Source organism: Agrobacterium tumefaciens, assembly GCF_013318015.2.
GTDB lineage: Bacteria > Pseudomonadota > Alphaproteobacteria > Rhizobiales > Rhizobiaceae > Agrobacterium > Agrobacterium tumefaciens.
In genome coordinates, this window is record NZ_CP115841.1 from 555,608 (window position 1) to 568,207 (window position 12,600).

Sequence of the window (12,600 nt, forward strand, 5' to 3'; positions counted from 1 at the left end):
GGGGCACAGACACATGGCTTCATCCACCACCTCTGCAATATCAGATCTTTCCGCAGCGCTGGTCACGGCACCCGTGCCGCTATCCGACTGGCTGATCATCCTTCCCGTCGCGCTCTCAATCGGCGCAGGTGCGGTGCTGATGATGCTGCGCCACACCATGCGTCTGCATGCGCCCATTGCAATCACGGCACTTGTTCTGCTGGTACTGCTCGATGCTGCGCTTCTGTGGAAGGTCGTGACCCAAGGGCCGTTCACCATGGTCATGGGCCGCTGGCTGCCACCCTTCGGCATTGCCTTTACGGCTGATCTGACCGGCACGCTGCTGTCGCTCGCCGCCGCCATCGTGGCGCTGGCCGGTGCCATCCACGCCAGCGCCGATATCGACGCCAGCGGCAGGCGATACGGTTTTTATCCATTCCTGATGCTGTTGATGGCGGGTGTCACCGGTGCGTTCCTGACCGGCGACCTCTTCAACCTCTATGTCTGGTTCGAGGTGCTGCTGATCTCGTCCTTCGGCCTCATCGTGCTGGGCTCCACGCGCGAGCAGATCGATGGCGCGCTGAAATACGCCATCCTCAACCTCATCGGCACGACGCTGTTCCTGATCACGGTCGGTTATCTCTATGCCATCTTCGGCACGCTCAATATGGCCGATATCGCGCTGAAGGCGACGCAGCTGCGCGGCACGGCTCCGCTGATGACGCTGGCCAGCCTGTTTGCTCTCGCCTTCGCCATGAAGGCGGCGGCCTTTCCGGTGAATTTCTGGCTGCCCGCCTCCTATCACACGCCGCGCATCGTCGTTTCCGCCCTGTTCGGCGGCCTGCTTACCAAGGTCGGCATCTACGCGCTGCTGCGCGTCATGGTCATGCTGTTTCCGGTCGAGCGGGAGGAGCTGAGTATCGTCATCGCCATCTCTGCGGCGCTGACAATGGTGCTCGGCGCCATGGGTGCGCTCGCACAGAACGATATCCGCCGCATGCTCGGTTACATCGTCATATCGGGCATCGGTTACATGATGGCGGGCATCGCCATCGGCACGCCCTCCGGCGTTGCTGGCGCGATCTTTTACGCGCTGCACTCCATGGTGCTGATGACGGCGCTTTATCTCGCCGCCGGCCACGCCGCCCGCCTTGGCGGCAGTTTTACCCTGACTTCGCTCGGTGGCCTTTATCGGCAGGCGCCGTGGTTTTCGGGCCTCGCGCTCGCCTTGTTTTTCGCCGGTTCCGGACTGCCGCCGTTTTCCGGCTTCTGGCCGAAGGTGGTTCTCGTCAAATCGGCGATCGATATCGGCGCCTGGTGGCTTGCCGCCGCACTTCTCCTGTCCGGCTTCATCGCCACCATCGCCTTCGGGCGGGTCTTCCTCTTATGTTTCTGGCGCCCGGCAGTGGCCTCAACCGGCCAGGCGCCGTCGCTGCCTGCGTCGCCTCTGGCGGCCCCTTCTTTCGTCCCGCTGGTCGGGCTGACATTGCTGGTGGTGTTCTTCGGCCTGTTTCCGGAAAGCCTGCTCAATCTCAGCCAGCAGGCGGCTGCGGGGCTTGGCAACCCCGAAGCCTATATCCAGTCGGTGTTTTCCGAGGGGAGCAGACCATGAGCCGCTACATCCTGTTACTGCTCTTTGTTGGCGTATGGCTCGCTGTGAGCGGCAGCGTCACGCCGGCGAACATTCTCTTCGGCCTCATCGTCTCGGCGCTGGCGCTCGGCCTTATCCGTCACCAGATCCCCAAGGGCGGCCGTCATCGGCTGCGTCCGGTCCGCGTGCTGTCGCTGCTGCTGCTGTTCTTCAAGGAGCTGGCGCTATCGGCCTGGAAGGTGGCGGTGATGGTGACGCGGCCGAAGCTCGATGTGCAGCCCGGTATCTTCGCCTATCCGCTCAGGCTGACGACGGATTTCGAGATCACGCTGCTTGCCAATCTCATCACGCTGACCCCCGGCACACTTTCGGTCGATGTTTCCGAGGATAAAACAACGCTCTACGTCCACGCGATCGATTGCAGCAATATCGAAGCCGCCAAGAATGACATCAGAAACGGCTTCGAAAAAAAGATCATGGAGGCGTTTCAGGGATGACGCCGGAACTCATAGTTTCATTTGCAACTGTACTTGCCACGGTTGTACTGTCCGCTGCCTTTTTGCTGACAGTATATCGCGTCGTCGTCGGTCCGACCTTGCCGGACCGAATCGTCGCGCTCGACATGCTGGTCGGTATCGCCATCGGCTTCATTGCGGTTATCGCCATCCGCACCGGCGTCGATCTTTATGTCGATATCGCCATTGCGCTCGGACTGGTGGGTTTTCTCGCAACGGTGGCTTTTGCCCGCTTCGTCCTGTCGCGCGGTGCAGATGGCAGGCGCAGGACAAAGGCTGTTCTCGACGGCGAGCGGGCATCGGAAGTTGTTGAAAAGCCTGAAAAACAAGTATCCAGGCGTGGAAAAAGAAGGGGCGGTCGATGATGGGCTGGATCGTGGCTATTCTGGTTGCGGCACTGACGGTCTCAGGTGCCGCCTTCTCGCTGATTGCGGCAATCGGGCTTAATCGCCTGCCGGATGTCTACACCCGCATGCATGCGGCCTCCAAGGCGGGAACGGTGGGCTCAGGCCTGTTGCTGCTGGCCGTTGGCATTCATTCCACGGAAATATCGACGCTGGCACGGGCACTTGCCGGTTTCTTTTTCTTTGTTCTGACAGCACCGGTCTCCGCACATCTTCTTGCAATGGCTGCACACAAGGCAGGTTATCCACTTGCTGATAAATCGGTAGTTGATGACCTAAAGAAAATTTGAAGTTGAATTACCCCCTAATAATGGGGGGTCTTCGTTTTGCATTACTACTTGGCATAGTATTTTATTACCCGTGATTTTTTGTATTCCAATTAGACTGTTTTGGACTGAAAAAATCATAATAGGAATTTGACTTTTGCTGTTTTGATGCTATCCAAATTAAGTGTAAAATTGCTTATTGCGATTTGCATCTAGCCTCTTCATGGTCGGCATAGGCATTTTATTAATGTCTAATCTATGGTTGATCAGACCTTTGTTGGCCATGTCGCGGGCTACAAGTTGAATCTCGGATCAATTCGTTTCCGGTTTCGCTTGAAATCTAGGGGTAGATTTCACGTTGGTTTCAACAGGGCGAAGGAGGGGCACCGGGTAACTTCACATCGCTCGATGCGGCGTTCATCCGTGTCTGGAGATAAATAACAGGAGATACTTAAATGACGGAAACTGCATACGGTAACGCCCAGGATCTGCTGGTCGAACTGACGGCGGATATTGTGGCTGCCTATGTTAGCAACCACGTCGTTCCGGTAACTGAGCTTCCCGGCCTTATTTCGGATGTTCATACGGCACTCAGCGGAACATCGGCACCGGCATCGGTGGCGGTCAATGTTGAAAAGCAGAAGCCTGCTGTGTCCGTTCGCAAGTCAGTTCAGGACGATCATATCGTCTGTTTGGAATGTGGTGGCTCGTTCAAGTCGCTCAAACGCCACCTGACGACGCATCACAGCATGACGCCGGAAGAATATCGCGAAAAATGGGATCTGCCGGTCGATTATCCGATGGTTGCTCCCGCCTATGCCGAAGCCCGTTCGCGGCTCGCCAAGGAAATGGGTCTCGGTCAGCGCCGCAAGGCGAACCGTTGATTTTCTAAGACGGATTGTGTCGCGGCTGTATTTTCTCCCCGTCCGGGGAAAGATGGCCCGAAGCGCCGGATAAAGGGGACCTTGGCAGCATATTGCTGGCCTTGCCCCTTAACTCGCCGCCGTGACCTTTTCCCTTAGCAGGAGATGGCGGCAGGGCGCACATGCCCGCTCCATACACAACTTGCACCTAGTGTTATATCCGGCTGGTCCTTAGACCGGCTTTTTTATTGCCGCGCGCAATTTTGGAAGAGGAAAAAAATCCTTGTCCGAGCGTCACCTTTATTCAAAAACAAAGCGAAATCAATCGCATGTTTTTCGACGCCAAATTTGCCCTTCCCCGCGTCCATCCTCAGGTGTATGAATTAATTCCTATTCGTAAAGGAGTTGCATATGCCTTCGGACATATCGTCTTTGCCTGCCCCCTTTCGGCCCTGTGTGCAGGTTGCCGATAGCAATTTCCGCCGTTTTCCGCCTGCTGCCGGGCGGGATGAGATTTCCCGGATTTGCCGGCTGGTCCGGCAACTGGCCGGTGAAATGGTGCAATTGACCGGCGATCGCGTGGCTGCGCGCCGGGACAGGCGGCGCACCGAATGCCATATCCGCCAGATCGCCATGTATGTGTGCCATGTGCAGCTCGGTATTCCCATGTCAGATATCGGCCCCTGTTTCGGCAGGGACAGAACGACAGTCGGCCATGCATGCCAGGTGGTTGAGGATCGTCGCGACGAACCCGCCTTTGACGAGTTCGTCGCCACACTGGAGCGGCTTTCCGGCAGCATTTTCAACGTGATGAAGGGTGTTCGGGATGAGTGAGACAAAAAGCGCTCCATCGATACTTCCCGATCCTGACCTGTTGCGGCTCCTGCGCTGCATTGCTGCGGGCACGGCTGAGATATCGGAGGATCGCGGCGATGTGGTATTGCAGCGACCGGAGGCCGGGAACGGCAGGAAAGGGCGTCCGGCGTTGCGGTTTCCGGCCGCCACGGTGCAGCTAGCCCTCTCTTCGGGGCTGATCGAGAGACGTGAAAACACGCTCTCCGCCGCGCCGCCGCTCGCCTCCTATTTGAAGCGCGCTATAGCCAGGGATCGCGACGAGATTTTTCAGGAACAGCACTGGGATTTGCAGACGGTGGTTCTGGATGTCGGCAAGGACAGGCAGCCGGCCCGGCGCAACCTCAATAGCTCGCCACTGACAGGGCTTTCACGGCTGAAGGAAAAGGATGGCACGGCATTCTTCCCCAGCGACGCCTTGCAGGCGGGCGAACGCCTCGCCGCCGATTTTCACCGCGCGCAATTGAACCCGAAGGTGACGGCAACATGGGAGCCGAAAATTGCAAGCCGCACGAAGGGGGAGGCGGGTGGCAAGCTCGATCTTACCGATGCGGCGATTTCCGCCCGGATGCGGTTTTCCCGTGCAGCCGATGCTATGGGGCCTGAACTTTCAGGTGTCGCCATCGATATCTGCTGCTTTGAAAAGGGGCTGGAGGCCGTAGAGCGCGAGCGGCAATGGCCGGCGCGTTCGGCAAAACTGCTGCTGCGGGCCGCTCTGCTATCGCTTGCCCGGCATTATGCGCCGCAAGCGCAACGCAGCAGAAGGGCAAGCCACCATTGGGGCGACGAAGATTATCGCCCGCCGATGGCGCCAACGATGGCAACAGAATGAAGGCTCAGGCGGTCAGAAGTCTCGCTTCCTCGCGGATACGTTTGACCATGGAACGCAGGCCATTGGCGCGCTGCGAGGACAAATGTTCCACCAGCCCGATCTTGTCGAACACCTCAATGGCGTCCAGACCGGCGATTTCGGAAGCTTTTTTACCGGAATAGACGGCAAGAACGATGGCGACGAGGCCGCGCACGATATGCGCATCGGAATCGCCCTCGAAGGTCATGAGAGGATCTTCCGCACCATCGCTGTGGCTGACGAGCCAGACCTGGCTTGCGCAGCCCTGCACCTTGTTCTCAGGCGTGCGCTTGTCTTCCGCAAGGTCGGGAAGCGCCTTGCCGAGTTCGATGACGTAACGATAGCGATCCTCCCAGTCGTCGAGGAAGGCGAAATCGTCAAGGATCGTATCGAGAGAGGCCATGTTGCGCGCCGTATCGTTCGTTATTGCCATGCTTTGCTACGATATAGGGCAAGTGTGGACGGTTTTGAACCATGCGGACCATGAAAAAGCCCACGGAAACAGGTTTCCGTGGGCAAGTTTGGCAGGCAGTCACGCAGGCGGACATATCCGGCTGCAGAGAAGGGGCGGCGCGGCGTCAAGCGGCGGCGCAAAATATCAGGGGGTGGGGCGCTTCTGCGGCAGGGGAATGATGGTGCCGGTCTTCAGCATGTCGGCATTCCCAGGGAATTCGACGCTGATCGCCGGTGCTGCGGCCAGTTTTTCGCTCTCGCTGGCGAGTTCGGCTGCGGGTGCCGTTTTATCACCGGATGCAAGCTGCGCGTCGAGCAATTCATAGGCGACCTTGGCGCCTTCCTTTGCCCGTTCACCGAGCGCGTGGAAGGTTTCGGCGCCCTTGACGCAGACGTCGGGTTTTTCGATGCAGATGGCGCTGACATAACGATAGGCCTCACCGGCTGCCGAAACGGCGCTGGGAATATCGAATGCCGAAGGTTCCTTGGTCGGATCGTTGCTGCTACCGAAATAGGACAGCGCGACCAGCACCAGCGAAAACCAGAATGTTCCTTTGATCAGAAACCACATTGTCAGACTACCCTGCCAGATGATCTTTGTTTTGAAGCCCCGCCCGTTTTGGGTCATCGGCCTTTGTCCCGTTTTTCGGGCTTGGAGAGAAGCTACAGACGACCGGCGAACAGCCAATTGCAAAAAGCCGCGCAATTTAATTCAAATTGTATCTATTCTCCTCGCATCGGGACCGGCTCCAGCAATTCCGTCGCATTTTAACAGTCCATGTTAAGCATAATTGCGACAGATGCCGTCTGTTCCGGGCAAAAGTGCTCACCCGTGCTGCCACAAAGGTTAACGCGATGGCAAAAATAAAGCGAAATCCGTCGCTTACCCGTCATTAACCATGATTGTCAAAGCTTGGTTGAAATGCTCCGTAATGGGACTGCGGCGCATTTCGAGGCTGTTTGGTGCCGTTCTTTTTATCCATTCCTTAAGCCGCGGGCTTCTATTGTCGGAGCCGTTAGATCCGTCTCAGGGATTCAGGTTTGGTATTGCGTAATATGAGAAAAAAAGCGGTCGCATTGGTCGACCATGCCGCAGGCAGATGGCTTGCGCGTATGGAGGAGGACGCCGAAAGGCGTGCCGGCACCGTTGCGCGCCTGCGCCGCCTGTTTGCCTTCAGCGCCGTCGGCTTTCTGGTCGTTCCCGCCCTGTTCAGCCTCGTCTTCAGCCCCGCCATCGCGCTGCCCATCGGCGCCGCTCTGGTGCTGGCGCTCTATCTGGCCGCAGCCGCCCTGTTGATCGCCTTTTCGCGTCCTGCCCGTGGCGCAGCGTCCCTGTCCGCTCAAGCCGGCGACGATGACCTCGTTGCGGCATCACAGGTGCCCGGCCTCGTGCTCACCATCAATGAAAACGGCCTCGTCGAGCGCGTCTCCGGCCGCGACCTTGAAACGTTTCCAGCCGATCTTCAGGCCTGCAAGGGCCATGTCTTTGCCGAATATGTCTATGTTTCTGATCGGATCGAGCTGATGCAGGCTTTCGACCTTCTGCGGCAGGGCGAGGAAAAGTCCAGCGTGGAACTGCGGTTCGAAACCGGCGCGAAATCGCGCCAGGCGCAGTTCATCCACGCGCGTATGGAAATGACGGCGATCCGCAATGCGGCCGGCAGGCTACGCCGCGTCGTCGCCCAGCTCTCCGACGTTACCGAGATGGAACTTCTGCGCCGCGATGTCGCCCGCAAGGCGGCGGAGGCGGAATCGGCCAACGACGCCAAGTCGCGGTTCCTCGCTGCCGTCAGCCACGAGCTGCGCACCCCGCTCAACGCCGTCCTCGGCTTTTCCGACATTCTGGCGGGCGAATATTTCGGCCGGCTGGAAAACGACCGCCAGCGGGAATATGTCGGCTTGATCCGCCAGTCCGGCGCGCATCTCCTGTCGGTGGTCAACACCATGCTGGATATGAGCAAGCTGGAAGCGGGCCGTTACGAGCTGATGATGGAAAGCTTCCCGATCGGCGAAACCATCTCGTCCTGCGAGGCCATGCTAGGCTTGCAGGCGAAGGAAAAAGGTCTGACATTGACCAGCCGCATCCAGCGCGGTATCGGCGAAATCTCCGCCGACCAGCGCGCCATCCGCCAGGTTCTCATCAATCTGGCCGGTAACGCCATCAAGTTCACCGATGCCGGCGGTGTAGTGTCGATCGATGCTGCGCGTGAAGGCAGGATGCTGAAACTGACGGTCAGCGATACCGGCATCGGCATCGCATCCGACAAGATTGAACTCCTGGGCCAGCCTTTCATGCAGGTCCAGAATGAATATACCCGTCGCTATGAGGGCACGGGTCTGGGATTGTCCCTGGTCAAGGGTCTGGTAGCACTGCATGGCGGCACTTTCGCCATCACCAGCCAGCCCGGCGCGGGGACGGTCGTAACGATCATGTTGCCTGCCGACGGTTCCGGCATGGCAGGTGGCGAAAACGCTGAAACCGAATGCATGGTGGAGTTTCCGCCGCGCATCAAACGGCTCGGCGAAATGGCCGCGATTATGAGGAAGGATGGTGACGATGGCCCCGCGAAAGCGAAAATCGCCTAAGAAAACAACGGCCCAGATTGGCGCCGGGATTGTTTCCTTGGTGGTTTCGGCCATCGGGCGCGAACTCCTGCGCCGTCCGAAACTGGTGGGCGGCTCAGGCGCCTTCGTGGTCGTCTTCGGTTTTGTCGCCGCCAACGCGCTCTGGTACCAGCCGGGCGTTCACCCGTCTCCTTTCCTGCGTACCCGCGATGCGGCAAACCCGAACGGCATTGCCGGCTATCGCGCGGCGGAGCCGCTCGGCACGCAGGGCCATGTCACGACCTTCCGCATAGAACGCCCGAGCGAAACCGAAACGGCACAGCAACCGGCGGCCGCAACGGCGACGCCCGCGACATCGGTTGCGGCGGAAAACCAGAAGCCGCAGCAGATCGTTGCCGATATTCAGGCCGAACTTAAAAAACGAGGGCTTTACGAAGGCGAGGCGGACGGCAAGATGGGACCGCGCACGGCTGCCGCCATCATGTTCTTCGAAGTAACACTCGGCATGGAACAGACCGGCGAACCGACGACACGGGTGCTGGCGGCGCTCAGGATCGACGGCGCAACCGTCGCCGCAATTCCGAAGGATCGGCCTTCCGACGCCAACACCGGCGGCGGCGTTGAGATCGACCCGGTCGCGGCCGCAATCCGCAAGGCTGAAGCGCCTCGTCCCAAGGCCGAACCGGTCTCCTTGAACAGCGCTGCCGCCGCTTCAAAGCCGGTGAGCCGCGATCTGATTGCAAAGATCCAGCAGGGACTGATCAACATCGCCTATGCCGATGTGAAGGTGGACGGTGTGGCCGGCGAGCAGACCCGCAACGCCATCCGCCATTTCGAAAAACACTACCGCCTGCCGGAGACCGGTGAACCCAGCGAAGCCGTGCTGAAGAAGCTGAAATCGATCGGGGCGCTTTAGGGGACTGGGTCTCAACTCTCCCCATTCCTGTGACAAGCGCAGGAACGAGGAAAGAAGAGAGCGAAACAACACGGACAGGCAGCGGCCTGCCGCTTCCATCGAAAGCACCCCAATGCGCCTCAAATCCGAAATCTTCGTATCAGCCCTTATCCGCCGCGTGTTTTCCGCTGGTGGCTTTGCCGCTGTCGAAAAGAAGGGTGCGGAAGAGGCCGGTGCGATCTTCATCCGCCAGCGCCTTCGTGATGGCCGCGAAAACCTCTATGGACCCGCGCCGCAGAGTTTTGCCGAGGACGAGGAGGTCCGGGCCGAACGCCGTTTCGAGACGCGCCTTGCGGGTGTGGAGGGGGAGGAAAGTGCTGCTCTTCTCGAAAGGGAGCGGCGCTTCGACAGCGATCTGTGGGTCGTCGAGATCGAAACGGACGAGATCGGCACTCTCCTGACGCTGGTGGACCAACCGAAGATTTAAAGCGTGCATCAGCTTTGCGCCCGGAATTGCTCCGGGCGAGGGGTGGCCGCCTTAACCCTCACGTCCCCGTTCTGTGAATGACAGGTGCGCTGTGGTTCGGTCGTTCGCGGCCGTGGGTGTAGCTGTCGGCGCGCCGCCAGCTTTCCACCCGCTCTTCGCATTCAATGATTTCGAGGCGGTCAAGCATGGCCTCGGCGCGGCTCATATCGCCTTCTGCGGCGGCAAGATGCGGATAGAAGCATTGCAATATGAAGGCGGCTTCGGAAAATTCCATGCCGAGCCCGATCAGGGTGGTGGCGAGCTGCGTGCCTGATATGTCGAGCATGATGCGCTCCGACAGCCAGTAGCTGGACGACAGCGAATCCGCCAGCGTCACCGCAAACTGCCGCGCATCACGCTCGCGCGCGAACCGCACGAGCAGCGCTTCCTGCACGTCACTCAGGCGGCGCAGGCCAAGAACGTCGCTTTCCGGGCGGCTGAGCTGATGCGCCATCCGTTTGATGCGCTGGCGCATTTCCTCTTCCACGGCGGTGGATTTGATCTGCGCGTCTGCCGGCTGCGCAATGGCGGGCTCCGGCATGGCGGGAGGCGTCGCGTCATCGGGTCGCTTCAGGTCTTCCATGTGCCGCAGGCCGACTAGCGCGTCGATGACGGTCGGCGACAGGTCCTCGCGCCGCACGATGGCGCGCGCATGGGCGGCCCCTTGCGTGCGGGCAATGGTGATCAGCGTGTCGTCATCAAGGCACTTCGACGAAATCAGGAAGGGGGCGGCAATGGAAATCGGCTGGCAGGCGATGAAGAAGGCAACCGCCGAAGGCACGTTGGGATGCTGGGAAAGCGCTGCAATGGCTTCCCGCTTGGCCTCTTCGGTGGAAGCGTTGAAAAGCGGCATGAAAAGCTCGGCAAACTGCCGAAGGTCCGTTTTTGACGGATGGGGAACAGTCTCAAAATTCGTGACAGTGGCCATTAGCACCACATCTTTCTTCCTCACGGCTCTTGGCCTCTCAAGTTCTCGAAACCGGTCGGTCAACGCACTACCCAACAAAAACGCAAACACAATATCGGTTCAAATTAGAGCAAATCCGTTGACACCCTGTTAACTATGGGGGGTGGCAAGCGTTATTGTGCGTTTATCAACAAGGAAATTTTAAAACCTTCGTGACGGACAAAACGTCATGGAACCTTGCCGTCTCGCCTTTGTTTTCAACGGGTGCAGCTTTATGAAGGATAAGTTGGCGCCCGGCGATTAGGGTTAACGGATCATTAACCTCTGTCTGTTTCTAATTTCATGGGCAGTATTAGGATTCCATGTTATTCTGATTGATAGAATAATTTCGAAAATGGCATGCCGAAGCCTTGATATGCGCACGACACCTTGCAAAATCGCCATCGATTTTTGGGTCGTGCGAAAACCAGTCTGTGGGCTGGATTATGCGCAATGTGATGGTGTTGAAATTCCCGACGCAAGACGAGGCTTGCGCGGTTCCCATGGGCAACATTGACTCCCGAAGAGGAGACGAGCATGGCAGTTATTATTCCAATCGCCGAAGCCCGACGAAGCCTGCGCCCGGCCGGAATGTCCGGCAAGGTTATGGGCCCGGCAAAGGTCGTGCTGTTTACCGGCGTGCGTTATGAAAAACGCGATACGGAACCGGCTGGCAAGGATGCGCGCAAGCGCAAGCCCGCACCGGAAACCGCCTTCAAATCCTGATTACGCTTGATTGACCGGCGCTATTTCCAGGGTGTCGGCTGACATTTCGCCTCGTTCAGGAACCGTTCCGCTTCTTCCCCGAAGCTCGGCTGCGGCACCATGGTCCGCAACACCACATACCCTTCCGTCTGATCCGATTCCGCCAGAATGGCCTGTGAAAGCGATGGCGGCTGCGCCTTGCGAATGGCCGCGATCTGCACCGAATCCGCCACCAGAATATCCATCACCCCGCCTGCGGACGTGCGGTCGTTCATGCTGAACACCTCGTTCGACGCCTTGTCGTAAACCGCGACCGACCAGAAGGGCACCGCGCCGATGGCCGTCAGTCTGACGGGCTTTTCCTCGATATTGAAGGTGCAGACGGCAACCCGCATGAAGGGATCGCCGCTTCCCAGTGTCTTTTTCTCCGTCGTCTCTTCGAGAAGATGAAACTGATGCGGCTTACCTTCCGCCACCGCTCGGGTATAGGCGTCGCGATTGCTGAAATGCGGTATCGCCAGAAGAATGACAACATGCAGCACGGCGGCGGCGACAAGGCCGGTGAGGATGGCGAGGAGGGTCCTAAGCATTGCCACACCCCAGCTTGCGGATTTGCGGCATGGCGATATCGATAAGGCCGGAACTGCCGGCAACCGGCGTGTCGAGCAGCGTCATGACCAGCTTGAATGTCTGCCCCTGCGGCACGGCCAGCCAGTTATAGGTCTGGGCATCGGGTGCAATGGTGATGTCGATGCCGCCATCGGCGCTGCGCAGCAGCGTGCGCGAATTGAGCGCAAACGGTCGTCCGGCATCTTCCGCCAGAACATTGCCCTGCTGGTCGGCGGTATAGAGCGTCCAAAACCGCGAGGGCGGCACGGCGCCCGCCAGCTGGTAACGGCATTCGCCGGTCAGGCGCTGGCCGTCGCTGTCGACGGAGGCGGTGAAGGCCAGCCCCTCGGCCGTTCCATAAAGCAGCTTGCCGGCATCGGCGCGGTGCGACTTGGCGTAGGGATCGGCCTCGATCGTCTGCGCTTCCGGAAAGGCATCCCATGAGCCGATGCGGATCGAGCCGAAGCCGGATGTCGCCTCAAGTGCTGCCAGCGTCGCGGCAATGCCGCCGCCAAAGGCGATCAATAGGGCGATGCCGACAAAGAATGGAACTCGAAACACGCTGTTTTCCCGTTTTTGAA

Annotated in this window: 16 protein-coding genes; 11 read left to right on the top strand and 5 right to left on the bottom strand. The window is 59.0% G+C overall.

Features of this window, described 5'->3' with window-relative positions; genetic code table 11:
- Nucleotides 1-13 precede the first annotated feature (13 nt).
- The 7 genes from G6L97_RS02750 to G6L97_RS02780 all read left to right on the top strand — a co-directional run bounded on the left by G6L97_RS02750 (nucleotide 14) and on the right by G6L97_RS02780 (nucleotide 5,302).
- Nucleotides 14-1,591, top strand: a complete 1,578-nt coding sequence (locus G6L97_RS02750) for a Na+/H+ antiporter subunit D (protein WP_097101917.1) — start codon at nucleotides 14-16, stop codon at nucleotides 1,589-1,591.
- Entirely contained in the window at nucleotides 1,588-2,067 is a 480-nt protein-coding gene (locus G6L97_RS02755) for a Na+/H+ antiporter subunit E (protein ID WP_013635705.1), read from the top strand. Before G6L97_RS02750 ends, G6L97_RS02755 begins: the two co-directional genes overlap by 4 nt.
- A complete protein-coding gene (locus tag G6L97_RS02760) occupies nucleotides 2,064-2,450 on the top strand; it encodes a cation:proton antiporter (protein ID WP_003512027.1) in 387 nt (128 codons plus the stop codon). Before G6L97_RS02755 ends, G6L97_RS02760 begins: the two co-directional genes overlap by 4 nt.
- Nucleotides 2,447-2,779 (top strand): monovalent cation/H(+) antiporter subunit G, encoded by a 333-nt coding sequence (gene mnhG, locus G6L97_RS02765; RefSeq protein ID WP_003512029.1) that lies wholly within the window; start codon nucleotides 2,447-2,449, stop codon nucleotides 2,777-2,779. Before G6L97_RS02760 ends, mnhG begins: the two co-directional genes overlap by 4 nt.
- Nucleotides 2,780-3,210: 431 nt before the next feature.
- On the top strand, nucleotides 3,211-3,639 hold the full coding sequence (gene ros, locus G6L97_RS02770; RefSeq protein WP_003512037.1) for a MucR family transcriptional regulator Ros: 429 nt from the start codon (nucleotides 3,211-3,213) through the stop codon (nucleotides 3,637-3,639).
- Between the two features lie 390 nt (nucleotides 3,640-4,029).
- The gene (locus G6L97_RS02775) at nucleotides 4,030-4,452 is read left to right on the top strand and encodes a helix-turn-helix domain-containing protein (protein ID WP_003512040.1); all 423 of its coding nucleotides are present in this window, start codon (nucleotides 4,030-4,032) and stop codon (nucleotides 4,450-4,452) included.
- Nucleotides 4,445-5,302: a DUF6456 domain-containing protein gene (locus G6L97_RS02780; protein ID WP_174002675.1), complete on the top strand. Its 858-nt coding sequence runs from the start codon at nucleotides 4,445-4,447 to the stop codon at nucleotides 5,300-5,302. The genes G6L97_RS02775 and G6L97_RS02780 overlap by 8 nt, the downstream gene beginning before the upstream one ends.
- A 4-nt stretch (nucleotides 5,303-5,306) precedes the next feature.
- Here G6L97_RS02780 and G6L97_RS02785 read toward each other — a convergent pair whose 3' ends face one another.
- Nucleotides 5,307-5,723 carry a SufE family protein gene (locus tag G6L97_RS02785; RefSeq protein ID WP_025592801.1) on the bottom strand — a complete coding sequence of 139 codons (417 nt, stop codon included), beginning with the start codon at nucleotides 5,721-5,723 and terminating at the stop codon, nucleotides 5,307-5,309.
- A gap of 195 nt (nucleotides 5,724-5,918) precedes the next feature.
- Nucleotides 5,919-6,344: a DUF5330 domain-containing protein gene (locus tag G6L97_RS02790; protein WP_025592804.1), complete on the bottom strand. Its 426-nt coding sequence runs from the start codon at nucleotides 6,342-6,344 to the stop codon at nucleotides 5,919-5,921.
- 485 nt (nucleotides 6,345-6,829) lie between these two features.
- Between G6L97_RS02790 and G6L97_RS02795 the strand changes: the two genes are divergently transcribed.
- The 3 genes from G6L97_RS02795 (at nucleotide 6,830) to G6L97_RS02805 (ending at nucleotide 9,720) form a co-directional block, all read left to right on the top strand.
- Nucleotides 6,830-8,359 carry a sensor histidine kinase gene (locus tag G6L97_RS02795; protein WP_038490306.1) on the top strand — a complete coding sequence of 510 codons (1,530 nt, stop codon included), beginning with the start codon at nucleotides 6,830-6,832 and terminating at the stop codon, nucleotides 8,357-8,359.
- A complete protein-coding gene (locus G6L97_RS02800) occupies nucleotides 8,331-9,254 on the top strand; it encodes a peptidoglycan-binding domain-containing protein (RefSeq protein ID WP_162633820.1) in 924 nt (307 codons plus the stop codon). The genes G6L97_RS02795 and G6L97_RS02800 overlap by 29 nt, the downstream gene beginning before the upstream one ends.
- Nucleotides 9,255-9,366: 112 nt before the next feature.
- Nucleotides 9,367-9,720, top strand: a complete 354-nt coding sequence (locus tag G6L97_RS02805) for a DUF1491 family protein (RefSeq protein ID WP_003512046.1) — start codon at nucleotides 9,367-9,369, stop codon at nucleotides 9,718-9,720.
- Nucleotides 9,721-9,778: 58 nt separating this feature from the next.
- Here G6L97_RS02805 and G6L97_RS02810 read toward each other — a convergent pair whose 3' ends face one another.
- Complete coding sequence (locus G6L97_RS02810) at nucleotides 9,779-10,687, bottom strand: DUF2336 domain-containing protein (protein ID WP_003512047.1); 909 nt, start codon at nucleotides 10,685-10,687, stop codon at nucleotides 9,779-9,781.
- Between the two features lie 555 nt (nucleotides 10,688-11,242).
- On the opposite strand from G6L97_RS02810, the gene G6L97_RS02815 reads away from it, so the two are divergent.
- Complete coding sequence (locus G6L97_RS02815; protein WP_013635714.1) at nucleotides 11,243-11,431, top strand: hypothetical protein; 189 nt, start codon at nucleotides 11,243-11,245, stop codon at nucleotides 11,429-11,431.
- Between the two features lie 20 nt (nucleotides 11,432-11,451).
- Here the strand turns inward: G6L97_RS02815 and G6L97_RS02820 are convergent, their stop codons facing one another.
- Both G6L97_RS02820 and G6L97_RS02825 read right to left on the bottom strand, forming a co-directional pair.
- Nucleotides 11,452-12,000, bottom strand: a complete 549-nt coding sequence (locus G6L97_RS02820; protein ID WP_097101931.1) for a DUF1254 domain-containing protein — start codon at nucleotides 11,998-12,000, stop codon at nucleotides 11,452-11,454.
- On the bottom strand, nucleotides 11,993-12,580 hold the full coding sequence (locus G6L97_RS02825; protein WP_174002677.1) for a DUF1214 domain-containing protein: 588 nt from the start codon (nucleotides 12,578-12,580) through the stop codon (nucleotides 11,993-11,995). The genes G6L97_RS02820 and G6L97_RS02825 overlap by 8 nt, the downstream gene beginning before the upstream one ends.
- Between the last annotated feature and the right edge of the window lie 20 nt (nucleotides 12,581-12,600).